This is a genomic window from Halobacillus sp. 12SKB, from assembly GCF_052941655.1.
Genome location: NZ_JBRFWR010000001.1, coordinates 2,320,468 through 2,345,230 on the forward strand (window position 1 = coordinate 2,320,468; position 24,763 = coordinate 2,345,230).

Annotated in this window: 21 protein-coding genes and 1 other annotated feature; of the genes, 19 read left to right on the forward strand and 2 right to left on the reverse strand. The window is 42.0% G+C overall.

What is annotated here, in order from left to right; translation table 11 throughout:
* The first annotated feature begins 83 nt into the window (after window positions 1-83).
* From lon to ACQ4XT_RS11185, 5 genes are all read left to right on the forward strand, one after another.
* The gene (lon, locus tag ACQ4XT_RS11165; RefSeq protein WP_446853736.1) at window positions 84-2,414 is read left to right on the forward strand and encodes an endopeptidase La; all 2,331 of its coding nucleotides are present in this window, start codon (window positions 84-86) and stop codon (window positions 2,412-2,414) included.
* The gene (yihA, locus tag ACQ4XT_RS11170) at window positions 2,404-2,991 is read left to right on the forward strand and encodes a ribosome biogenesis GTP-binding protein YihA/YsxC (RefSeq protein ID WP_446853737.1); all 588 of its coding nucleotides are present in this window, start codon (window positions 2,404-2,406) and stop codon (window positions 2,989-2,991) included. The genes lon and yihA overlap by 11 nt, the downstream gene beginning before the upstream one ends.
* A gap of 258 nt (window positions 2,992-3,249) precedes the next feature.
* A complete protein-coding gene (locus ACQ4XT_RS11175; protein WP_446853738.1) occupies window positions 3,250-4,083 on the forward strand; it encodes a transporter substrate-binding domain-containing protein in 834 nt (277 codons plus the stop codon).
* Window positions 4,084-4,221: 138 nt separating this feature from the next.
* Window positions 4,222-4,836, forward strand: a complete 615-nt coding sequence (locus ACQ4XT_RS11180) for an amino acid ABC transporter permease (RefSeq protein ID WP_160915608.1) — start codon at window positions 4,222-4,224, stop codon at window positions 4,834-4,836.
* A 29-nt stretch (window positions 4,837-4,865) separates the two neighbouring features.
* Window positions 4,866-5,588: an amino acid ABC transporter ATP-binding protein gene (locus tag ACQ4XT_RS11185; protein WP_446855659.1), complete on the forward strand. Its 723-nt coding sequence runs from the start codon at window positions 4,866-4,868 to the stop codon at window positions 5,586-5,588.
* 637 nt (window positions 5,589-6,225) lie between these two features.
* Here the strand turns inward: ACQ4XT_RS11185 and ACQ4XT_RS11190 are convergent.
* Window positions 6,226-6,843 carry a LiaI-LiaF-like domain-containing protein gene (locus tag ACQ4XT_RS11190; RefSeq protein WP_446853739.1) on the reverse strand — a complete coding sequence of 206 codons (618 nt, stop codon included), beginning with the start codon at window positions 6,841-6,843 and terminating at the stop codon, window positions 6,226-6,228.
* Between the two features lie 113 nt (window positions 6,844-6,956).
* Between ACQ4XT_RS11190 and hemA the strand changes: the two genes are divergently transcribed.
* From hemA to spoVID, 7 genes are all read left to right on the forward strand, one after another.
* The gene (gene hemA / locus ACQ4XT_RS11195) at window positions 6,957-8,330 is read left to right on the forward strand and encodes a glutamyl-tRNA reductase (RefSeq protein WP_446853740.1); all 1,374 of its coding nucleotides are present in this window, start codon (window positions 6,957-6,959) and stop codon (window positions 8,328-8,330) included.
* A 12-nt stretch (window positions 8,331-8,342) separates the two neighbouring features.
* On the forward strand, window positions 8,343-9,161 hold the full coding sequence (locus ACQ4XT_RS11200) for a cytochrome c biogenesis protein (protein ID WP_446853741.1): 819 nt from the start codon (window positions 8,343-8,345) through the stop codon (window positions 9,159-9,161).
* An 18-nt stretch (window positions 9,162-9,179) separates the two neighbouring features.
* Entirely contained in the window at window positions 9,180-10,109 is a 930-nt protein-coding gene (gene hemC, locus ACQ4XT_RS11205) for a hydroxymethylbilane synthase (protein ID WP_446853742.1), read from the forward strand.
* Window positions 10,109-10,873 carry a uroporphyrinogen-III synthase gene (locus ACQ4XT_RS11210; protein ID WP_446853743.1) on the forward strand — a complete coding sequence of 255 codons (765 nt, stop codon included), beginning with the start codon at window positions 10,109-10,111 and terminating at the stop codon, window positions 10,871-10,873. Before hemC ends, ACQ4XT_RS11210 begins: the two co-directional genes overlap by 1 nt.
* A gap of 2 nt (window positions 10,874-10,875) precedes the next feature.
* Window positions 10,876-11,853 (forward strand): porphobilinogen synthase, encoded by a 978-nt coding sequence (gene hemB, locus ACQ4XT_RS11215; protein WP_446853744.1) that lies wholly within the window; start codon window positions 10,876-10,878, stop codon window positions 11,851-11,853.
* Window positions 11,854-11,878: 25 nt separating this feature from the next.
* Window positions 11,879-13,168: a glutamate-1-semialdehyde 2,1-aminomutase gene (hemL, locus tag ACQ4XT_RS11220; RefSeq protein WP_446853745.1), complete on the forward strand. Its 1,290-nt coding sequence runs from the start codon at window positions 11,879-11,881 to the stop codon at window positions 13,166-13,168.
* A 112-nt stretch (window positions 13,169-13,280) separates the two neighbouring features.
* Window positions 13,281-14,270, forward strand: a complete 990-nt coding sequence (gene spoVID / locus ACQ4XT_RS11225) for a stage VI sporulation protein D (protein ID WP_446853746.1) — start codon at window positions 13,281-13,283, stop codon at window positions 14,268-14,270.
* Here the strand turns inward: spoVID and ACQ4XT_RS11230 are convergent.
* Window positions 14,267-14,455, reverse strand: a complete 189-nt coding sequence (locus tag ACQ4XT_RS11230; protein WP_089652686.1) for a YszA family small membrane protein — start codon at window positions 14,453-14,455, stop codon at window positions 14,267-14,269. The genes spoVID and ACQ4XT_RS11230 overlap by 4 nt on opposite strands.
* 130 nt (window positions 14,456-14,585) lie before the next feature.
* Window positions 14,586-14,812: a binding site (T-box leader), on the forward strand.
* Window positions 14,813-14,865: 53 nt separating this feature from the next.
* On the opposite strand from ACQ4XT_RS11230, the gene ACQ4XT_RS11235 reads away from it, so the two are divergent.
* The 7 genes from ACQ4XT_RS11235 (at window position 14,866) to ACQ4XT_RS11265 (ending at window position 24,742) form a co-directional block, all read left to right on the forward strand.
* Window positions 14,866-17,508, forward strand: coding sequence for a valine--tRNA ligase (locus tag ACQ4XT_RS11235; RefSeq protein WP_446853747.1), 2,643 nt, complete (start codon window positions 14,866-14,868; stop codon window positions 17,506-17,508).
* 56 nt (window positions 17,509-17,564) lie between these two features.
* Window positions 17,565-18,863: a bifunctional folylpolyglutamate synthase/dihydrofolate synthase gene (locus ACQ4XT_RS11240; protein ID WP_446853748.1), complete on the forward strand. Its 1,299-nt coding sequence runs from the start codon at window positions 17,565-17,567 to the stop codon at window positions 18,861-18,863.
* Window positions 18,864-18,938: 75 nt separating this feature from the next.
* Window positions 18,939-20,672: a sensor domain-containing diguanylate cyclase gene (locus ACQ4XT_RS11245; RefSeq protein WP_446853749.1), complete on the forward strand. Its 1,734-nt coding sequence runs from the start codon at window positions 18,939-18,941 to the stop codon at window positions 20,670-20,672.
* A 116-nt stretch (window positions 20,673-20,788) separates the two neighbouring features.
* Window positions 20,789-21,199, forward strand: a complete 411-nt coding sequence (locus tag ACQ4XT_RS11250) for a prepilin-type N-terminal cleavage/methylation domain-containing protein (protein WP_446853750.1) — start codon at window positions 20,789-20,791, stop codon at window positions 21,197-21,199.
* Window positions 21,196-21,696, forward strand: a complete 501-nt coding sequence (locus ACQ4XT_RS11255) for a PulJ/GspJ family protein (protein ID WP_446853751.1) — start codon at window positions 21,196-21,198, stop codon at window positions 21,694-21,696. The genes ACQ4XT_RS11250 and ACQ4XT_RS11255 overlap by 4 nt, the downstream gene beginning before the upstream one ends.
* A gap of 5 nt (window positions 21,697-21,701) precedes the next feature.
* Window positions 21,702-23,348, forward strand: a complete 1,647-nt coding sequence (locus ACQ4XT_RS11260; RefSeq protein ID WP_446853752.1) for a hypothetical protein — start codon at window positions 21,702-21,704, stop codon at window positions 23,346-23,348.
* A 17-nt stretch (window positions 23,349-23,365) separates the two neighbouring features.
* Entirely contained in the window at window positions 23,366-24,742 is a 1,377-nt protein-coding gene (locus tag ACQ4XT_RS11265) for a hypothetical protein (RefSeq protein ID WP_446853753.1), read from the forward strand.
* The last annotated feature ends 21 nt before the right edge of the window (window positions 24,743-24,763 follow it).

Consider the following 24,763-nt stretch of genomic DNA (forward strand, 5'->3'; position numbering starts at 1 on the left):
TCATTTGGTGCCGTTTCGTTTACTTTCCAAGTACATTTATATATGATAAAAATACGTAGTTGCAATAATCGGAGGTGCAAGAAATGACGGATAAACATAGAAAAAAGATACCTCTACTTCCTCTCAGAGGGTTGCTTGTGTACCCTTCAATGGTCCTCCACTTGGATGTGGGTCGTGAAAAGTCGGTACAAGCGTTGGAGCAATCCATGATGGATGACAATGAAATTTTTCTCGTGTCACAAAAAGAAGTGAATATTGATGAACCCTCAAACGATGACCTTTATGAGATTGGAACGGTTGCAAGAGTTAAACAGATGGTTAAATTGCCAAACGGCACCAATCGAGTCCTTGTAGAAGGTTTATATAGAGCTCATGTTGAAGAAATAGTCGATGATGATGACTTTTATCACGCAAATATCTCAAAAATTGAGGATGAGCATGTAGGAGAAAATGAGGAAGAAGCTCTTATGCGAACGCTTCTGGATCAATTCGAGAAATTTGTAAAAGTTTCTAAAAAAGTAAGCCAGGAAACCTTTAATACCGTATCCGACATCGATGAACCAAGCCATATGGCAGACATGATCGCTTCCCATTTACCTGTGAAGCTGAAAGAAAAGCAGTCGATTCTGGAAACAGCGAATGTGAAAGAGCGCCTTCAAAAGCTTGTCGACATGATTGGGAATGAACGCGAAGTTCTGCAAATTGAACAAAAGATTGGAAAAAGGGTAAAAAAATCAATGGAAAAAACGCAAAAAGAATACTATTTGCGTGAACAGATGAAAGCGATCCAAAATGAACTTGGTGATAAAGATGGAAAATCAGGTGAGGTGGCTCAGCTTAAAGAAAAAATAGAGCAGGCCGATATGCCTGAACGGGTGGAAGAAGTCGCATATAAAGAGCTTGGAAGATATGAAAAAGTTCCACAAAGCTCAGCGGAAAGTTCTGTCATCCGTAATTACATTGAATGGCTCGTAGCTTTGCCATGGTCGAAGGAGACAGAAGATAATCTGGATGTGAACCGCGCTGAGAAGATCTTAGACGAAGACCATTATGGTTTGGAGAAGGTCAAAGAACGCGTTCTTGAATACTTAGCGGTTCAAAGACTGACTCAAACGATCAAGGGGCCAATATTGTGTCTTGCTGGACCTCCAGGAGTAGGGAAAACATCCCTTGCTAAGTCCATCGCTCGTTCCATCAATCGAAAATTTGTAAGAATCTCGTTAGGTGGTATTCGAGATGAAGCTGAAATCCGTGGCCATCGCCGAACGTATATCGGGGCTATGCCCGGGCGCATTATTCAGGGAATGAAACGTGCAGAGACCGTGAACCCTGTATTTTTACTTGATGAAATCGATAAAATGGCAAGTGATTTCAGAGGAGATCCTTCTTCAGCGATGTTGGAAGTGCTTGACCCGGAACAAAATGGTACGTTCAGCGATCACTTTATTGAAGAGAATTATGATCTATCGAAGGTCATGTTTGTTGCTACAGCCAATAATATATCCAATATCCCTGGACCATTGCGTGACAGGATGGAAATTATCACTATTGCTGGATATACGGAAGTTGAGAAAGTTCATATTTCCAAAGAGCATCTGCTTCCTAAGCAGATCAAGGAAAATGGTTTAAAGAAAGGGCAGCTTCAATTACGTGATGATGCACTTTTGAAATTGATCCGGCGCTACACTAGAGAAGCGGGTGTACGGGGATTGGAACGCGAATTAGCTAGCCTATGCAGAAAAGCTGCCAAGATTATCGTTTCTGGTGAAAAACAACGGGTGGTTGTGACGGAAAAACAACTGGAAGACCTTCTTGGACGTCCGAAATTCCGGTATGGCCGTGCAGAGCTTGAAGATCAAATTGGAGCAGCTACCGGTCTTGCCTATACGACAGCAGGTGGAGATACACTATCAATTGAAGTTTCCATTTACCCTGGAAAAGGAAACCTTACTTTAACAGGGAAATTGGGAGATGTGATGAAGGAATCGGCACAAGCGGCTTTCAGCTATATTCGTTCAAGAGCGAATGAACTAAACATCGACCCTGAGTTTGTGGAAAAGAACGATATCCATATTCACGTACCTGAAGGCGCAACACCAAAAGATGGCCCTTCTGCCGGCATCACGATGGCGACTGCGCTCGTATCGGCACTGACAGGCCGTCCTGTCCGTAAAGAAGTGGGTATGACTGGTGAGATTACGCTTCGAGGACGCGTTTTACCTATCGGCGGTTTGAAAGAAAAATCCTTAAGTGCCCACCGTGCAGGATTAACAAAAATTATCATTCCAGATCAAAATGAAAAGGATTTGGAAGATATCCCTGACAGCATCAAGGAAGGTTTGACTTTTGTACCTGTGAAGCATTTGGATGAAGTTTTAGAACAAGCATTAACGGAGGCAGTACATGAAAGTTAACTCGGCTGACATCGTCATCAGTGCGGCGAGCAAAAAGCAGTACCCAAACACACCGATTCCTGAAATTGCACTGGCAGGAAGATCGAATGTTGGTAAATCTTCATTTATCAATCGGATGATTCAACGTAAAAATTTAGCAAGGACTTCTTCAAAACCCGGAAAGACCCAAACATTAAATTTCTACATCATTAATGAAAAATTCCACTTCGTCGATGTGCCTGGTTACGGGTATGCGAAAGTTTCAAAAAAGGAACGAGCGAAGTGGGGAGAGATGATGGAAGAATATTTTGCAGAGCGTGAGCAGTTGAAAGCGACTGCTTTGATTATCGACATCCGTCATAAACCAACAGAAGATGATCAATTGATGTATGATTATTTGAAGCACTTTGATCTCCCTGTTATGGTGATTGCTACAAAGCTTGATAAAATCAAAAAGGGTCAACGGAAGAAACAACTGAAGATGATCTTTGATGTCTTGGAAATGGAAGAGGAAGATGCATTGATTCCCTTCTCATCCGAAACCGGTGAAGGTAAGGATGTAGCCTGGAGAACCATGCTTTCCCATTTGAATTTATAATAACAGAACCACTTCTCTACACAGGGAAGTGGTTTTTTTAGTGTGCATGTATATTCATGCAAATTTCTATTATATTAAAGCAAATTCATGCATTTATACGAAAAGTCTGGCATTTTGCTGGTCATATCTATTATCAGCAGTATTTAATAGATTTTGGACTATGTTTAATTTTGGGAATTGTTAGATAACTAGATATAATTTAAAGTGTCGCTATTATTACAGAAAAATGACAAATTGATGAAGGGGAGAATTCTGGTTATGAAAAAATATTTATTAATGATCACCTTAAGCTTCTTCATGATTTTTACACTGGCTGCATGCGGTGGAAGTGAGGATGAAGGAGAAACTTCAGGGGATACAAACGAAAATGATTCTGGTAATGAATCATCAGAAGAAACAGCTTATGACCTTGTTGAGGATGGAAAGTTCACGTTCGCTGCTTCTGGTGAATTCCGACCATTCAGTATGACAGATGCAAGCGGGGAAATGACAGGTTTTGATATTGATGTGGCGAATGCCATTGCGGAGGAATTGGGCTTGGAACCAAACCCGCAAAAGCAGAAGTTCGCGAGTATCGTTGAAGGTGTGAAGACAGGCCGTTTTGACGCGGCAGTAGCAAGTCACACCATTACTGAAGAAAGACAACAGGAAGTAGATTTCTCTAGTCCTTACTATTATTCAGGAGCGCAAATTTTTACGCGTCCTGACAGTGATGTGGAAACATTAGAAGACTTAGAAGGAATGGAAATCGCCATTTCTAAAGGTTCTACTTATAGCACGTATGCGGAAGAAGTGACAGAGAATATCAAAACATATGACAGTGATGTAGTAGCATTACAATCGCTGGCAAAAGGTCGTCATGATGCTGTAATCACGGATTTCTTGACTGGGAAGGAAGCTTCAGGAGAAGGTCTTGAAATTGAAGCGAAAGAGATGATTGAGCGTAGTGAACAGGCGGTTGCTGTTGCAAAAGAAAACGAAGCCTTACTTGAAGAAATCAATGCAGCTCTAGAAACACTTCGTGAAGATGGAACACTTGCTGAAATCAGTAAAGAATACTTTGGTGAAGACATTACGACTCTGCCGGAGTAAACGCTTGTTTTTCAGGTTGAAGACCGAAGTTAAAAAGAGTGCGCAATGAGCGTACTCTTTTTGACATTATAGAGGAGTTGAAGTCAATTGTATTTGTATTCTGCTAACTTTTGGACAGCACTTATCGATAGTCGAGGCATGTTTTTTGAAGCCGCTCAAATGACCTTGGCCCTTACTGCGGTCTCTATTTTAATTGCGATCGTCATCGGGTTAATGTTCGCTTTTATGAAGATATCCAAAATCAAGCCGTTGGAATGGCTCGCTAATGTGTACATTTATGTGGTAAGGGGAACCCCTCTGATTGTTCAAATCTTCGTGTTCTATTATGGACTGACAGAAGTGTGGATGATTAGTGGGTTCTGGTCTGTAGCTCTTGGACTTGCCTTCCACAATGGCGCCTATATTGCAGAGATTTTCCGTGGATCCATTCAATCCATTGGTAAAGGTCAGACAGAAGCTGGTCGTTCACTTGGAATGAGCGGTACCTTGACGATGCGTCGGATCATCCTGCCGCAGGCTTTTAGACGTGCATTGCCTCCGCTTGGGAATCAGTTTATCATTGGTTTGAAGGATTCATCATTGGCAGCATTCATTGGTGTATCAGAAATATTTGCTGTAGCCACCACTCAAGGGGCCAATACATTCGACTATATGACCTGGTTGCTCGTAAGTGCCGTATGGTATTTGATTCTCGTATTCCTTCTGACGCTTGTTGTCAGTGCAATTGAGAAGAAAATGGCTGTGAGTGACTAACAGAGGAGGAAACACAATTGTCAGAGCAAATGATCCGAGTCAATAAATTGAATAAATCGTTTGGAGATCTGCATGTACTCAAGGACATAGATTTTCATGTGGAAGAAAGTGAAGTGGTTGTACTCATCGGGGCCAGCGGGTCCGGAAAAAGTACCATGCTGCGCTGTTTGAACTTTTTAGAAATGAAGAACAGTGGGGAGCTCTTTATTAAAGGGGAACAAATTGACCCTAAAAAAGATAATTTGAACAAAGTAAGACAACAAGTGGGGATGGTCTTCCAGCACTTTAATCTTTTTCCTCATATGACGGTATTAGGCAACGTTATTGAAGCACCGACCCAAGTCAAAGGAATCTCTAAAAGTCAGGCGAAAAAAGAAGGTCAAGAGCTTTTAGAAAAAGTTGGGCTTGGGGAGAAAGCCAATGATTACCCATCAAGACTATCAGGTGGTCAGAAACAACGAGTTGCGATTGCCAGAGCTCTTGCAATGAAACCAGAAATCATGCTGTTTGATGAGCCTACATCAGCACTCGATCCTGAACTGGTCGGAGAAGTTCTTGCTACAATGAAAGACCTTGCGAAAGAAGGAATGACAATGGTCGTGGTCACCCACGAAATGGGATTCGCCAGAGAAGTTGCCGACCGAGTTGTTTATATGCATGATGGAAAAATCGTAGAGTCAGGAGCTCCGAAAGACTTGTTTGAAAATCCTCAAGAAGAAAGAACTCAAGCGTTCCTGAGCTCCATTTTATAAAAACACAGAACCCCAGAGCCGGTCTCTGGGGTTCTGTGTCTTTTTCCTTTAAAGATAGTTGTTAAAGAAAATGGCAGGATTGTGGAAGACTTGATTTCGAGATGTTTGTGTGGATTTAGGGGCTCCGGGAAAAAGTTCGCTTTCCGTGGGCGAGTGATGAGCCTCCTCGAGCTAACGCTCTGCGGGGTCTCATCTACCACGCACTTCCCACAGGAGTCTCACCGTTTCCCTCCGCCCCTTGGCCGTATGAGTGTCTCGAAACCACTTCTAGAAGATGCAGATATTCAGCTTGATGGGAGTATAAGAATAAAACTCCCATGCCTAGGTATTTGAATCCAGGAAGCTTGATACTGGGCGCTTTATGCTTATAACAGTAGGTTAGTGGAAGACAATAAAAATTGGTAAAGGGGGTCGTTTCTCACATACATCGCATGGGGGGGTTGGGAAGCTGCGAGACTCCCGCGGGAATGGATTGGCTGGCGAGACCCCACAGAGCGGAGCTCGAGGAGGCTTGCCGTCATCCCCGCAGGAAAGCGAGTGGCTTCCCAACCACCCCTGACGCTCAACCCCAGCAACGAAACCCGAAAGCATCTCGAAACTGAGTCTTCCACAATCGGGAGCTTTAACAGAAGAATGGTTATTTCTTTTTTAATAGATAAAAGCCAAAAGCGATCAGGGCAAGCGGCCAGAAACGTTCGATCAATTGAAAAACGCCGTGGATCCATTGGAACCACGTAGGGCTGGTAGGGGCGAATATGGCAAACAAACCGATGCCGAGAAATAGAAGTGCAGGAATCAAGCCATTCTTCGTTTTTCTATAATGCAATAGAAAAGCTACGCCTACAATAATCAGATACATTCCCCAATGATCGCGCCAGAAAGGGATATGATCAACGGCTATGAAATGCAAACCGAATCCAGACAAAATCACACCAGTGAACAAGGATGAATGATCTTTTGTCCAATAGCTATGTAATAGAAAGGCCACCCCTATGAATATTACTAAAGTGGGCCATGAGTAAAATAGGGTCAGTTCGGGAATATTGAGGTGACGAAGGAAATAGTAAACGCCCACCCCGATAAATAACAGTCCGATCAGTGAATTTTGCTTATTCAGTATGAACACATCCTTTTCTATCGTACAAAAATGTCGTATCCTTGCGATTATGCGAAGGTTTTGGTATATTACAATCGGATTATAATTTAAAGTTCTTCTAAACAAATCGTTATTATTTTCTATATTATCTAATTTCATCCTATCATAAGGGATTCAAAATCTGTTCATATTTCTAACGGAAAATCGTCCGGATTTTGTGCTATACTAGTGGATATGTGATAAGTCTTGAACGTTTAATGGGGGTAGATGAAATGCACATTTTAGCTATCGGTCTTAATTACAGAACAGCCCCTGTGGAAATTCGCGAGAAGCTCACATTTTCCGAGGATAAGCTCACAGAAGCCATGCAGCGCCTCAACACTCAAAAAAGTGTTTTGGAAAATGTGATTATTTCTACATGCAACCGAACGGAAATTTATGCGGTTGTGGATCAAATCCACACAGGCCGCTATTATATTAAGCAGTTTCTATCCGACTGGTTTAACATCGACAAAGAAGAGTTTTCTCCTTTTCTTTCCATTTATGAATCTGATGGTGCGATTGAGCACCTGCTGCGCGTCACGGCAGGTCTTGACTCAATGGTCCTTGGAGAAACACAAATCCTCGGTCAAATGAAGCAGTCTTTCCTTCAGGCACAGGAGGCAGGGACCACAGGTACCATCTTCAATCAGTTGTTCCGTCAAGCGGTTACCATGGCGAAAAAGGGCCATAAAGAAACGGAAATCGGTGAAAACGCTGTATCTGTAAGCTATGCGGCGGTAGAGCTTGCCAAAAAGATTTTTGGTGATCTTGTCCACAAGCATATTGTCATCCTGGGTGCAGGGAAAATGGGAGAATTAGCTGCCAAGAACCTTCATGGTTCTGGTGTGCGAAAAGTTTCGGTGGTCAACCGCACCTTAGCTAAAGCTCAAAACGTAGCTGATCAATTCAACGGACATCCGCACACGATGGACGAGCTTGAGGGTGTGCTGGAGAATGCTGATATTGTCATCAGCTCAACAGGTGCAACAGACTATGTCATTACGAAGGAAAAGATGGAACCTATTCATAAGAAACGAAAAGGGAAGCCGCTCTTCTTTGTAGACATTGCTGTTCCACGAGATTTAGACCCGGCAATGGAAGCGTTGGAAAGTGTATTCTTGTATGATATTGATGACCTGCAAGGGATCGTGGATGCGAATCTTGCACTTCGAAAACAAGCAGCAAAAGAAATTGAAATCATGATTGAAGCGGAAATCGTAGAGTTTAAGCAGTGGTTGCAAACGATAGGCGTTGTTCCTGTGATTTCAGCTCTTCGATCAAAAGCCTTGGGTATCCAGGCAGAAACGATGAAGAGTATTGAAAGAAAAATGCCGGAGCTTACCGATCGTGAACGAAAAGTCTTGAGTAAACACACGAAGAGTATTATTAATCAAATGCTGAAAGAACCGATCTCTCAAGCGAAGGAAATGGCAGCTCAGCCAGATTCAGAGGAAACCCTGCGATTATTTACTCAGATCTTTGGTATAGAAGAACAGGTGAAAAAAGAGGCGGAAGAACAAGAAAAAAAGAACAGCGCGAAGGTGAAGAACGATACAGAGGCCAGTGATTCCATCTCCATCATCAGCCCTGTAGCCCATTCATAAGGTGGAACTGAAATGCTTGAATTCAAATGGGTTTACGAACTTATCCTTTTTCTATATGGATTGAGTATCATTGGATACTTCATCGACTTTGTACAAAATAACCGGAAGGCGAATATTACTGCCTTCTGGTTACTTAGTATGGTTTGGGTTTTGCAAACCTTCTTTCTGCTTTCGCAGGTTTTTGTGAAAGATGATTTTCCGATCATGACCGTTTACGATGGGCTATATTTTTATTCGTGGATTCTAGTGACGTTCTCGCTCATCATTAACAGACTCTTCAAAGTGGATTTTCTCGTATTCTTCACTAATGTGGTTGGGTTTTTAATCATGATCATTCACATTTTCACGCGGGCTCAAAATGTCTTGGAAAACAGGGGAGTGGCTCTCGTCAATGAGCTGCTTGTCATCCATGTCAGTCTGGCGATTATATCTTACGGTTTCTTCACGTTATCTTTTATCTTTTCTGTTATGTATTTGTTGCAGTACCGTCTGCTGAAGAAAAAGAAATGGGATGCAAAACTATTCCGTCTTGGTGATTTAACTAAGCTGGATCACTTCTCTTATGTGTCCATCATATTAGGTGTTCCTCTATTGTTGATCGCCATCATATTGGGAGTTGTCTGGGGATATGTCTCTACAGCTGTTTTCTATTGGTATGATTCTAAGACACTTGGGTCGTTGCTGGTATTAGTCGTCTACATTGTTTATTTGACGCTGAGAGTCATCAAAGGTTATCAGGGACGGACGATTGCCATTTTTAATGCAGCAGCATTTCTATTTCTATTGATCAACTTCTTCTTATTTGGTTCACTATCTAACTTTCATTTTTAGTTTCGAGGAGGAAATGTTTTGAGAAAAATCGTTATCGGATCCCGCAAAAGTAATTTAGCGATCACACAAACAGAATGGGTGATCGAACAGTTAAAACAGATCGATCCATCCTATGAGTTTGAAATCAAACGAATTTCGACGAAAGGGGATCAAATTCTTGACGTTACCCTTTCGAAGGTTGGAGGCAAAGGGCTTTTCATTAAAGAGATCGAGCAGGCCATGTACGATGGAGAAATTGATATGGCTGTGCATAGTATGAAGGATATGCCTGCAGTTGTTGCAGAAGGGCTGATGGTGGCGGCTGTTCCGATTCGTGAAGACCACCGTGATGCTTTTGTTTCTAATGGAAACGTGCCTCTTAAAGATCTTCCTGCTGGAGCAATCGTTGGGACAAGCAGTTTGAGACGAGGATCTCAAATTAAGGCTGTCCGCCCGGACGTTGAAATTAAATGGATTCGTGGAAATATTGATACACGTCTCCGTAAGTGTAAGGAAGAGGATTACGATGCCATTGTCCTTGCTGCTGCAGGATTAAAACGCATGGGCTGGGATGATGATGTCGTAACTGAATATCTAGAGCCTGATGTATGTGTTCCGGCTGTTGGGCAGGGAGCGCTTGCGATTCAATGCCGTGAAAACGATTCTGAATTACGTGATTTCCTTAAAAAATTGAATCATGAATACACCGCAACCACGGTAGCAGCTGAGCGTAAATTTCTCCATGACTTGAATGGTGGATGTCAAGTTCCAATCGGTGGCTATGCCTACCGTAAAGGAGAGGAAATCGTTTTGACAGCACTTGTCGGAACTCCTGATGGAAAGACCATCTTGCATGAAACGGTTTCAGGTAAAGATCCAATTGAAGTTGGAAAAGAAGCAGCAGATCGTTTGAAAGCTCAAGGGGCACAGGAAATTGTGGATCGTGCTAAAGAGGAGTATGACCAATAATGCAGCCATTGCAAGGGAAGAGAATTCTCGTTACTAGAGGACAGTCCCAAGCACGCTCATTTATTGAAAGAATAGAAGCAGAAGGTGGAGTGATCTATCATACTCCCCTTCTCTCCTTCCAATTGAATGATTCTGAATCTCACCAAGAGATTTTGACACGACTTCACGACTATTCCTGGGTGTTTATCACAAGCGCGAATGGCGTGAAGTTTTTTTTCGAGCTACTGAAGAAGTACAAAGTTGAGGTTCCTCATCACCTTAAATTTGCCATCATCGGTTCAAAAACCGAGAAACATTTAAACGAACTTGGATTTCAGGCCGATTTCATCCCCTCAAAATATCATGCGTCTTCGATGGGGGAAGAGTTTTTAGCAAGAGAACCTCTGCCTGGTCTCATTTTGTACATAAGAGGAAATCGTTCAAGAGACGCTCTTCCCCGCATGTTTAAGGACAAGGGTGTATTTTTCCATTCCATGACCGTATATGATACGCTACTAGTGGAAGATAAAAAGCCTGAAATCCTTGCGTGGATTCAGGAACGAAAAATTGATGCACTGACCTTTACCAGTCCGTCGACTGTCCGTGCATTTGTGTCTATGGTCAAGGAAAAAGGGACGGAGATTCCTTGTTTCTGTATTGGTCCAACCACAGCAAAAGAAGCAGATAAATGTGGGTTTACCAACGTTCATGTCCCGGAGCAGTTCACCATCACCCACATGCTAAAAGAAATGACTAACTATTTTTCTAATGAAGGGAAAAGATAAATATGAATGACTTGCAGTTCAAACGCCACCGTCGCTTGCGCCGAACGGATTCTATGAGAGCGCTTGTGAGAGAGACTCATCTTCGGACGGAAGATTTAATCTATCCGATTTTTGTTGTAGAAGGAGAAGACATCAAAAATCCAGTTGCTTCTATGCCGGGAGTTCATCAAGTCTCCCTTGACCACTTGAATGAGGAAATGGACGAGCTGGTAAGATTGGATATTAAATCTGTCATTGTCTTTGGTGTACCGGCAGAAAAAGACGACGTAGGAAGTCAAGCCTATCACGAGGAAGGGATTGTACAACGTGCTATTCGTCAAATCAAAGAAGACTTTCCTTCCTTAACCGTCATTGCAGATACTTGCCTATGTCAATATACTGATCATGGTCATTGTGGAATTGTCCGTGATGGAGATATTGCCAATGATGAGTCCTTGACCTACATTACAAAAACGGCGGTTACTCAAGCGGAAGCAGGTGCCGATATTATCGCCCCATCCAATATGATGGATGGTTTTGTTGCCGCTATTCGTCAGGGCCTTGATGAAGCTGGCTTCAGCCACATCCCTGTCATGTCTTACGCTGTTAAATATGCTTCTTCTTTTTATGGCCCGTTCCGTGATGCGGCTCACAGTTCTCCTCAATTTGGTGACCGTCGTGCTTACCAGATGGATCCAGCGAACCGCCTGGAAGCATTAAGGGAGGCAGCATCGGATGTAGAGGAAGGCGCTGATTTCCTAATCGTTAAACCAGCTCTTTCTTATCTTGACATCATGCGTGAAGTGAAAGATCGTTTTAACCTGCCACTGGTCGCCTACAATGTCAGTGGGGAGTATTCCATGATCAAAGCAGCTGCCCAAAATGGCTGGGTCAACGAAGAGGAGATTGTCCTTGAAAAACTGACCTCCATGAAACGAGCAGGAGCGGACCTCATTATTACTTATTTCGCTAAAGATGCAGCTCGTTGGTTAAATCAATAACGCGGACAGAAAGGGTGTCGTATAAATGAAAACATTTGATCGTTCAAAACAAGCCTATACGAAAGCAGTAGAATTAATGCCGGGTGGAGTGAACTCCCCTGTACGTGCATTTAAATCTGTCCAGATGGACCCGATTTTTATGGAAAAAGGCGCAGGTTCTAAACTTTATGACCTCGATGGCAACGAATATATCGATTATGTATTAAGCTTTGGCCCCTTAATTTTAGGCCATGCTGATGAAAAGGTAACAGAAGCGTTAACCAAAGCGACAGTGAATGGCACGAGCTTCGGTGCTCCTACTGAAATGGAAAACAAGTTGGCTTCCCTTGTGAGAGAACGGGTGCCTTCTATTGAAATGCTGCGGATGGTGAATTCAGGAACAGAAGCAACGATGAGCGCCCTTCGTGTTGCTCGTGGGTACACAGGCCGCGATAAAATCTTGAAATTTGAAGGAAATTACCATGGCCATGGAGATTCCTTGCTGATCAAAGCGGGCTCTGGTGTAGCGACTCTTGGTCTGCCTGACTCTCCTGGTGTACCGGAATCCATTGCCCAAAATACAATTACGGTCCCATATAATGATATAGAAAGCGTCCGGTATGTTTTTGAAGAGTTCGGAGACGATCTAGCGGCTGTCATTATTGAGCCTGTCTCCGGAAATATGGGTGTCGTCCCACCAAACGAAGGCTTCCTGCAAGAGTTAAGAACAATGACGGAAGACAATGGAACGGTTCTGATCTTTGATGAAGTTATGACTGGCTTCCGTGTTGGATACCACAGTGCTCAAGGACACTTTGGTGTGACACCTGACATGACATGCCTTGGAAAAGTCATTGGAGGCGGTCTTCCTGTAGGAGCCTATGGTGGAAAACGGGATATTATGGAGCGGGTTGCTCCTGTCGGTGACATCTACCAAGCAGGTACTCTTTCTGGAAACCCACTCGCAATGACGGCAGGTTTCGAAACGATCTCTGCTATGACGGAAGAAGCGTATGCTTCCATCAATAAAAAAGTAGACCGCTTAATTGAAGGTTACCAGCAAGCCGCTGAAAAACACAACATTCCACTCACAGTGAACCGGGCTGGTTCCATGGTCGGCTTCTTCTTTACAAACGAACCTGTGACGAATTTTGAAACAGCCAACCAATCGGATTTGGACCTGTTCATGCGTTATTTCCAGGGAATGATTGAAGAAGGGGTCTATCTGCCGCCTTCCCAATTTGAAGGGTTGTTCTTGTCTGTCAAACATACGGATAAGGATATCGAGAAAACCATTCAAGCAGCGGAGAAAGTCTTTTCACAAATTAAATCTTAATGTTATAAGCGCATGGGGTCCTCCATGCGCTTTCGTTATGTATATTACTCTAACTCTCGCATAAGGTGGTAATAGAGAAAAGTGTTTATTACCTTAGGGAGGGGACCGAACTTTGCAAAACAAACAAAATGTATTTTCCTTTTATTTAGATGAATCCATATGGTTCAAGGAAGGACAGGGCGTTCGCGAGTTAATCGGTATATCATTAGAACCTGAAATTACTATTGAAGAGCTTGGAGATGAGGTCCGGTTGAAAGGGACCGTCGATCTTGCGGGTGAATACATTCCGACTGGAAAACAGGATGCGCAGGATGAAAGTCCTCTTGCACCCTCTGTTCGAACCATGGACGTAGTCGAACCATTTGAAGAAGGCGTTCATACATTCAGCCACTCATTTCCAGTGGAAATCACGGTACCTTTAGAAAGGGTATCAAATTTAGAAGATGTGCTCATCGACATTGAAAGTTTTGATTACGAACTTCCCGCCAATCGTCAACTCCGGCTTCATGCTCATGTGAATATCAATGGACTGGAAGAAAGGAAGCAAGAAGCATCGAATGAACCGAATTTTGATGAATCAGCGACTGTCGGTCCTGTCAATTTTCAAGAACAGAGTCTAAAAGAATCACCTGTTCTCCCAGAGCGGGAAGCCCCTATTTTTCGGATTGATGAAAAAGATGAGAGTGAGCATACAGAAGAAGATGACGGACGATGGTTTTATAAAAAATCACAAAGCTTCCCAGAGTTCTTTGGTCATACTCAGGAAAATACCCAATTAACTCCGGAAGAGCCATCTTATGATAGTGGGGATTGGGGAGAAGTCAGTATTGAAGAGTCCAGCAGTAAAGAATCCAGCAGCGAAGAGTCCGACCAAGAAAGTGCTCAAGCACCTGGAGGTATGGATGGGATCAAACAAATCTTCAAACACTTGTTCCCGAACAGAGAGGACACGTACACACAAATGAAAATGTATATTGCCCAGGAAGAGGAAACGTTATCTTCGATTGCGGAAAAGTATGACGTATCGGTAAAACAATTAGAACGAGTCAATGATTATAAAGACGACGTTTCTCCTGGGCAGATTGTGTATATTCCGAACTAAATCCATTTATATTTGAAAGCGAGATACAAACCGAGGACCAATCCGAGAAGGAAGATGTCGAAAGTAGTCGGGAAGATGATGGTTCGCAGGGCTTGGAAAATTACGATGGGCAGCAAAGATTTTTCAATGACAAACAGCCACGTTCTGCACCATGGAGGCAGACGATAACGATACAAACGACTCATAAAGAGCACCTCTTTTCATTGGAGGATAAAGGCTCCTGGGCAATCGGCTCAGGGGTTTTCGCCTTTTTCTTTGACGTAGTTGACTAAATGCCTCTTTTTTATATACAATATGTAGTATAGTCTTTATACGTGAAATGCTTAGATAGGGAAGAGTACATGAACAATTCCTTCAGAGAGGAAAACGATTGGTGAGAGTTTTCCAGGAACCCTGTTAATGGAAGGTCGCCCTTGATGCAGCTTCTTTGAACAATGAGTAGGAGAAGCCGGTTAGAAGCCGTTATTTTTATTTGAGTGTACAGGAATGACTTCCTGTAAATTAAAGGTGGTACCACGGAAATGAACCCTTTCGTCCTTTTTTAGGATGAAAGGGTTTTTTATTTTTATAAAGAGAATAAAAGGAGGAAGATCACATGGATCAACAAGATCTTTCAATGCCTACAAAGTATGATCCGGCCGCTGTTGAAAAGGACCGGTATCAGTACTGGGTAGATGGTAAATTTTTTGAAGCTACAGGAGATAAAAACAAGGAACCTTATACAATCGTCATTCCACCGCCGAACGTAACAGGGAAGCTGCACCTCGGTCATGCGTGGGACACGACATTACAGGATATCCTGACACGTGTGAAGCGGATGCAGGGCTATGATGTACTGTGGCTGCCAGGTATGGACCATGCGGGGATTGCTACACAAGCAAAAGTAGACGCGAAACTTCGTGAAGAAGGCATCTCTCGTCATGATCTCGGCCGTGAAAAATTCCTCGAAAAATCGTGGGAGTGGAAGCATGAGTATGCGAAATTCATCCGTGCCCAGTGGGAAAAACTAGGGCTTGGACTGGACTATTCCCGTGAACGTTTTACTCTTGATGAGGGTCTTTCTGAGGCTGTTAAAGAAGTTTTTGTAACACTTTACGAAAAAGGTCTGATTTACCGCGGGGAATATATCATCAACTGGGATCCGGCTACGCAGACAGCTTTGTCTGATATCGAAGTGGAGTACAAAGATGTGCAGGGTGCGTTTTACCATATGCGCTATCCATTGAAAGATGAAGAAGGCACCATTGAGATTGCGACGACACGTCCAGAAACGATGCTTGGGGATACAGCCATTGCGGTACATCCGGAAGATGAGCGCTACAAGCACCTGATTGGTAAAAAGGCGATCCTGCCGATTGTCGGCCGTGAAATCGAAATTGTCGCTGATGATTATGTCGATATGGAATTTGGTTCTGGAGCTGTTAAGATTACTCCAGCACACGACCCTAATGACTTCGAAATTGGTAACCGTCACAACCTGGAACGCATCCTCATTATGAATGAAGACGGAACGATGAATGATAACGCCGGCAAGTATAAGGGTATGGACCGCTTCGAATGTCGTAAACAAATCGTCAAGGACCTTCAGGATGACGGTGTCCTCTTTGAAATTGAAGAACACATGCACTCGGTTGGTCACTCTGAGCGAAGCGGAGCAGTCGTTGAACCTTATCTTTCCACGCAGTGGTTCGTTGACATGAAGCCACTAGCTGATGCGTCCATCGACTTGCAAAAGGGAGACGATCAAGTACAGTTTGTTCCTGATCGATTTGAAAAGCCATATCTGCACTGGATGGAGAATACAAGAGACTGGTGTATTTCCAGACAATTATGGTGGGGTCACCGTATACCAGCCTGGTACCATAAAGAAACGGGCGAATTATATGTCGGTAAAGAAGAGCCGAAAGATCCTGAGAACTGGAAGCAGGATGAAGATGTTCTGGATACTTGGTTCTCCTCTGCGCTTTGGCCTTTCTCAACGATGGGATGGCCTGATGAAAACAGTGAAGATTATAAACGTTACTTCCCAACTAACGTACTTGTAACAGGGTATGACATCATTGGTTTCTGGGTCAGCCGCATGATTTTCCAATCCCTCGAGTTTACAAACGAGCGTCCGTTCAACGATGTTCTTATTCACGGTCTTGTTCGTGATGCTGAAGGACGTAAGATGAGTAAATCACTTGGAAATGGTGTCGATCCAATGGATGTCATCGATGAATATGGAGCCGATTCTCTTCGTTATTTCTTATCGACCGGTTCATCCCCTGGTCAAGACCTGCGTTTCCATTGGGAGAAGGTAGAGTCTACGTGGAACTTCGCCAACAAGATTTGGAACGCTTCCCGTTTTGCTTTAATGAACATGGGCGATTTGAAATATGAAGACATTGATATCACGGGTGAAAAATCAGTAGCTGATCAATGGATCCTGACTCGTCTCAACCAAACCATTGAACATGTGACGACAAACATTGATAAATATGAATTCGGGGAAGCCGGCCGTCACCTTTACAACTTCATTTGGGATGACTTCTGTGATTGGTATATCGAAATGGCGAAGCTGCCATTGTATGGAGAGGACGAAGCCCGTATCCATACGACCCGTTCTATTCTCGCGTACACACTCGATCAGACGATGCGTATGCTACATCCGTTCATGCCATTCATTACTGAAGAAATCTGGCAGCACCTTCCTCATGATGGAGAGTCCATTACACAGGCTTCATGGCCGGTGGTAAGTGAAGATTTCCATAATGAAGAAGCGGTGGAAGAAATGAATCGTCTGGTATCCATCATCCGTTCTGTTCGTAATATCCGTTCAGAAGTGGATACACCAATGTCTAAGGAAATCCAGTTGATGATTCAGGCGAAAGATGACGCCATTGTAAAAGAGCTTGAGAAGAACCGTGACTATTTAGAAAGGTTCTGTAACCCTAGTGAACTGACGATTGCTACAGACTTGCAGGCTCCTGACAAAGCGATGTCAGCCGTCATAACTGGAGCCGAATTGTACCTTCCATTAGCAGGCTTGATCAACATCGAAGATGAAATCAAGCGCCTTGAGAACGAATGGAAGAAATGGGATCAGGAAGTCACGCGTGTTCAAAAGAAACTTTCCAATGAAGGTTTCGTGAGTAAAGCCCCGGAACATGTCGTTGAAGAAGAACGCAAAAAAGAAACAGATTATCTTGATAAGCGTGCTAAAGTAGAAGCACGAATCAAAGAGTTAAAAGCATAAAGAAGACGGAGGGTATTCTACGGAGTACTCTCCTTTTTTGAAAAGAGGGAATAGAAATGGAGTATGAAGAAGCAATTGCTTGGATTCACTCTAGAGAGAAATTCAAAGTGAAGCCAGGATTGAAGCGGATGGAATGGATGATGGAGAGGCTTGGCCATCCAGAGAAAAAATTCAGATCGGTCCATATTGCTGGAACGAACGGGAAAGGGTCCACGCTATCTTTCCTGCGTCATATTCTTCAACAGCAGGGAATGTCTGTGGGAACCTTCACTTCTCCCTATATAGAGAGGTTCAATGAGCGGATTAGTGTTGATGGCCAAGCCATTGAAGATGAAGTTTTAGCTGAGTTAGTGATTAGAATCAGACCGCTGTCGGAAGAATTGAGACAAACGCCATTAGGAGAACCGACCGAGTTTGAAATTATAACAGCGATGGCCATGCTTTACTTTTCCGAGGCTGCACTTGATATTGTGTTAATGGAGACCGGTTTAGGAGGAAGGTTTGATTCTACCAACATCCTAACCCCTGTTCTATCTCTTATTACCAATATCGGACATGATCATATGAATGTTCTAGGTTCTACCATAGCAGAAATTGCAGAAGAAAAAGCAGGGATCATCAAACCTGAAATTCCTGTAGTTACGGGGGTCAAGCAGCAGGAAGCTATAAAAGTAATCACCAAAAAAGCGCAGTCATGTCATTCAAAGGTGTTCAGGCTTTATGATGATTTTGATGTCACTCATCAATCCAGTAGTCATGAAGGGGAGAGTTTCGTCTTTTCAAATGGAACGTTCCATTCTGAAACCTTTGTCAGTCAAATGAAAGGTCCTCATCAGGTGGAAAATGCGTCGTTGGCCATTCAGTCTGCAGAAGTTTTAAGCTCCCTTGGAATTCAAATGGATCGCAGTCTTTATGAAAAAGGAATTGCATCCACACGTTGGCCCGCGAGATTTGAGATAGTGAAGGACAAGCCTTTGACAATTATAGATGGCGCGCATAATGAAGAAGGCACAAGCGCTCTTGTAGAAACAGTGAAACGTCATTACTCTGGTAAAAAGATTATCCTCGTCTACTCGGCATTAGAAGATAAGCCTGTTAAAAAAATGTTGAAACATTTGGAAACTGTTGTCGATACAGCGTATATGACAACTTTTGATTTTCCGAGAGCCTTGAAAGGTCATGAGCTTGCTGAATACTCAGGGATTACGAAAACCTTCGCTGTAGAAGATTATAAGCAGGCGATTCGTAAAGCCTCTTCCAATGTTGGAGAAGGTGACGTCCTGCTCATTACGGGATCGCTGTATTTCATCTCTCAGGTAAGGGAATATTTTGAAATTAAAGAAAATTTAAGGTAGTATAGTAATGATCTGAATATTCTTATGATAAAATGGTCATGTTTTCAGTATAGGTCTTTAGGTTGGGGTGGTAGGATGACAAAGCGAAAGAAATATGCCGTTTGGTTTGTGTGGGCATCGATTTGGCCTACTAGTTTAGTTTACTTGTACTTATGGTTATCCCCTGTCTTTGAAGGAAACAAGATAGAGATTGCTGCATTTATCATCCTTGCTTCGATCGTAGCATTATTTCCGCTGCAAATCGGAGACCACCCTGTATTTTTCACGCATGGAATTGCCTTTGCCGTTTTTCTATATTATGGACTTTTCATAGAAATCATCGTTTCCCAAGTGGCCATTTTAGCATTGATGGCAAAAATGAGACTTGGTAGAACAAACCTTCACCGGTTACCGATTAATTTGTTTATGTTTTTACTGATTTCAGTAGTGTCCGCAGGCATCTATTACGCACTTGGAGGCACACATGGCCCTTCAGCTGTGAACGATCAAGGAGATGCCCTTCCAATTGTGAGTTATGCACTTTCGCAGATTGTCCTCAACCAATTTTCAATAAAATTTGTAGCCAAAGTACTTTACCATAAAGAGATTAAGTGGCTGGATAAAGGGTTTGTCTGGGAATTGCTAACAGCAAGCCTTGTCCTGCCAATCGGCTTTGTCCTTTATATGGTTTATTCAGAATTTGGAATGAGTGCGATCTTCTTTGTCGGCATTCCTTTTATTTTTATTTCAGGGATGTTGATGCTTTATCATAACAGCAATCAAGTGAATACCTATTTAAAAAAGACAAGTATCATAGGCCATGAACTGACAGGAAAACTCGGTGTGAAAGAAGTGCTTGATATTTTCGTCGATCGCTTGAGCGAACTCCTTCCCGTGGATTATATCTATGTGTATGACGTTAGTGAAAAGAAGCGGATGGATCTGATCCGCTTCTTTGATCGATCGGGTGAAATCGATTTTCCGCACATTCAACTTTCCAAGGGGCAAAGCATCAGCGGCAATACATGGCAGGAAGGAAAGAGTGTCTTTTATAGAAAGAAATCAGAATGGTCCCACTTGGAAAATCAATATACCCCTGACCGTGCTGAAACAGTCTTGTCTGTCCCTGTTGAGAGAAATGGAGAAATTGTTGGAGTCATTACCATCTACTCCAACAAAAAGCGAGCTTTCTTACAGTTTCAATTTATGATTTTAAATATCCTGGGAAACTATTTAGGTGTGGCGATAGATAATGCCAGGCACTATGAAAAGACAAAAGCAGAAAGTGAGCATTGTGCTCTTACTGGCTTATACAATTATCGGTATTTTGAGGACCACATCGTGAATATCTTTGAAATATATCAAGGTCAAGAGAAAGTAGAACCTATCTCCCTCGTATTATTAGATATTGATCATTTTAAACGTGTGAATGACACTTATGGACATGAAAGTGGCAATACAGTCCTTGCTGCAATGGCGGAAAGACTTCAAGAAGTGGTGGCAGGGCAAGGGACACTTGCAAGGTATGGTGGAGAAGAATTTGTGCTCCTTTTGCCAGGGTATTCTCAAAGTAAGGCATTAGAAGTGGCTCGTTCCATCCGCAAGAAGATCATACAAAAACCTTTTATTTCAAACCTGCACATTCATGAATCGCCAGGCCCCGTCTCTATCTCAGTCACGGCAAGCATTGGTGTAGCTACGTGCCCGGATCATTGTGATGGACCTTTTGATCTTATCCGTCAAGCGGACCGAGCGATGTACATCGGCGCAAAACAAAGAGGTAGAAATCGTGTGGCAAGTTACGAAGAACTTATTCAAACTGTTCAATGAAAAGAATTGAACAGTTTTTTTGTTTGTTTAGTAGGTAATTTGTCGAATGTCACAGGACAAAGTCCTATATTTACGATATAATTTTGATAATAGATGCAAATTGGGGGAGAAGGAGGATGTCTTATCTTAGGGAGGAGAAAGCATTTTCACTTGTAGAAGTGATTGTTGCCATGGCCTTGCTTCTTGTCGTATTCATCGTCTCGACACAAATCGTCATGAATACGCTGACACAATCGAATACGATAGATGAGGACTTTACGACTATGGAAATTGCTGATGGTGTGCTGAAAGCCTATCAATCTAAATCTCTTGAAGATTTGGACGATCTAAAAGGCGAAGGGGAAATACCTGTGAATATCCCTGACCTGCTCGAATTGCCATCCTCAACAAGTGTTGAACAATATGAAGGTCGTGTGCTGGTGACTGATCCTGATGAGACTAGTTTGGGTCACTACTTAACGAAAATTGTTGTTACCGTCTCGTCAAACAACAAAAAGACTCAACTGGAAGGGTATGTTGAGCGATGAACATCAAAAATGAAAAAGGGATGACATTAGTAGAGCTCCTAGCTGTTGTCAGTCTCTCGATGATTGTTATGGTGGCCGCTTATCATGCGTTTTACTTTGTCACAGGTGCTGTTGAAACGTCCTCGACAAAGACTGAAATTAGGAAAGAAGCGAACATCCTTGTCTTGAGTTTGGAGGAAAACTTAATCAACGTTGATTCTATTAAAGTCCAAAATGCGGATACAACGATCTTTCAAGCATTCACCGCAACAGCGACTCGTTTAAATGGCATGGATGACGATTCAACCTTTACATACATAGAAGAAACGACAGAAGTCTCTATTCAAAATGGTCATTTACTGATAGACGATATTCAGCAAAATGCTGATGATATGGACTTATCTAATACAACATTCGAGCTTAATGGTGATAAGTTGACCGTCCATTTAGAAATATTTAAAGAAAATACAGATGAAACCTACAGCCTGGTAAAAATCTTCCGCTTAGGGACTGAGTGATAGTAATGAGAAATTTTTTAAAAAATGAAGATGGCTATGTCCTTGTTACCGTTCTAATTATGTTTGTCATCTTTAGTATCTTAGGCTTGAGTTTGATGAGTTATACGATTGGTTCTCAGCAGTTTTCTTCCGCTAATACAGATTTTGTAGAGGCGAAAGCGGACGCAGAAATGAGAGCTCAGGAAACTGAGGCTCGCATTTTAAAAGGTGTGAATGAAATTAATGGTCACTTGGCTGGAGGTAACTTAAGTCTTGATGAAGTTATTAGTAGGATTTCAAAAGTGATTAATGATGCGAGAAACGAATTACCAGAGGGTGGCCACATAAAAACACAATTAATCAAAGACGGTGTCAATGGTGCTTACCTACAAAGGGTGGATATTGAGGTAGACATGGTAGAAACAGATAAAATATATGTCCGTACTCTTAGTATTTCCACAATCGCGGATGTTTTTCAATATAGTGCGGTTACACCTGGAAACTTAATTTTGAATGGACCTTCTTATTTGAAAGGAGACGTACAGGCAGGTGGTAATTTAATCCTTGATGATCACGGTTACTTTATATCCGGTGGACGAGGGCGTTGGGTTCCAACCACCTATGCCGGTATACAGGGTGACTTAAGGGTAGTAGGGAATTTTTATAACAAATCCAAAGGTGAAGAAACAAACATGTTTACTCCGAATGAGGATAATTTGACCAAGTACTTCAGTATTACCCCAAGAGTTATAGATGAATCAGTCGAAGTAGATGAGATTAATGTGGATAAGTACATTGATGATAAAAGAAATCATCCTCTAAAAGACGGTTATGGTTTAGTAGAGCAAGAAGGTGATGAAAGAATCACTAGAAATGAACGGTTTGATTATGGGATCACTTACAGCCCTCATAGGGAGTGCTACTTTATATTGTGTAGTACCTATCCATCTGATTTAGAAATTAGTCATGGTGGATCGTTGGTTGTTAAAGGCGACCTTCATGTGAGTGGAAATCTCATTTTAAAAGGGAAGTTAGAGGTTGAAGGCTCTATATATATTGAACGAGATGCAATCTTATCAGGAGAACTAATATTGGGTGAAAATCAATTTATTTACGTAGGCGATGATAGTACAATAGAAGATTTCGAACTAAAAAATGGAGCCATGTATATAAACAGGGATTTAAATATTAACGGTGATATGGATACAAACAGCACGATATACACCGGAAGTGGTGGTCGCATTGAGGGGATGGAGAATAAGTCTGGTACGTTAGTTATTTTAAGTGAAGGTCCCTTGATCATAGCGAACAATAATTTGTACATAAGCCCTAAACATGAAGAGCTCAAAACAATTAACGCTTTCTTTTATACAAATAGTGATTTAGAGATGTATGGGGTTGGTTCAAACTTAGTTATAAAAGGTGGAATTTATGGTAGGAATATTAAACTTAATGCAGTAAAAGGAAATACTAAAAAATATGGAGTTATTGACCAATCTCACTTTCGTGTTTATGATATGTGGTTTGAAAAAGGACAAATTACTCTTCCTATGGATGTATCTCGTTTTATTATTGACTATGAAGAAAAACTCATATCAAATCCACCGGATGGAATACCTACAGTCGACAAAATTTCAGTGAAAGAAATAGATTCTCACTTTAAAGATGAGTAAAGAAAGGAGGAGTCATGATGACAGATCTACTCATATGGTTAGTAACCATTGCTCTTGCATTCATTATTCTTCGATATGTACCGATGAACAACATATCTGTTAAAGGCCGAATGATTTTATGGCTCTCAGGATCATTGATTAGTTCATTGGCTCTTCTTGCAACCATCACATACACTTTTTGGATGGGGATTTTAGCTGCGCTGGTCCTAGGGGTTGTGTTTACTGTTCTACTTCAAGAAATAACCTCTCAAGTGTTCTTAGAGGAAAAAGGTCAAAATAACGTTACATCAAATTTGGGAAAAAGGAACCCATTAACCGCTGATCATGATTACTGGAACCAAAATCAAAATAATCAGGAACATATGATAGAAGAACATGATCCCATTGCACATGCGGATTCCTACCCTGATGAAGTGCCATTACTGAATGAAGAGACCCTTCAGGAAAGTTCATATGAAGAGGAAGAAAGTGAAAAGGAAATCCATACATTGGAGTCTACAGAGGTTGAAGAGAAATATTCTCTATCAGATGATACGGAAGTTGACTTGGAGGATCCTGATGAAGAGTTTCAAAAGAAAGATGATATAACCGAACTTTCAGCGTTAGAAGATGTACAACCGCAGGAAGATGAGTCTAACAGTGAAAATAATGATGATGAATTGCCCCTTATGGAGGAAGAGCTTGCCCAGCTAAGGATGGAAAAAGAAAGTATAGTTGATGAAGAAGATATTGAAGAGGCAGAGGATATTACAGAAGAAGAGTTGATGGCAGAAAGGAATCTTCAATTAGATTTTGATAGGCCCTACCTCAAACTTGAACCCATTGAGGCTGAAGAGATTCCAAGGGAAGAGGACACAGAAAGCTTGATTTTTGAGAATGAGGATTTGGAAACTGAGGAATATATTGTTCGCGAAATTAGCGAATCTACAGATTCCGACAAAGATATTACCCGGGAAATGAATGGTGAGGATGAGAATATCGTAGAAGATGATCATGATGAAGATCTCGTCGAGAGTCCACACCATAATATAGACCCTGATGTGGAAGATAACGAAGATAGTCTCGCTCTGGAAGAAGACAATAATGCAGAACTGGTAGCAGATGAAGCATTACGGAAACAACTGCTTGAGCTGATGATTGAAAAGATTGAACATATGGAAGAGCAAATGTCTGCTCTTGAGTATGAAGGTTACATCAAAGCTCATCTATCCGAGAGCTTACCAGATTTAGAGTATTACTCGATTTCCAAATTTCTAATTAAGCAGTACATTAAAAATGGAAAGATAGACGAGCTTGACTTGTTTGTAGGTGAGTTAATCGATAAGTTCGCATCATACTCGCTACTTATTGAAGATTTAAGATATGTACAACAACGATTTCAATATACAAAATAATGATAGGTGTGTAGAAAGAAT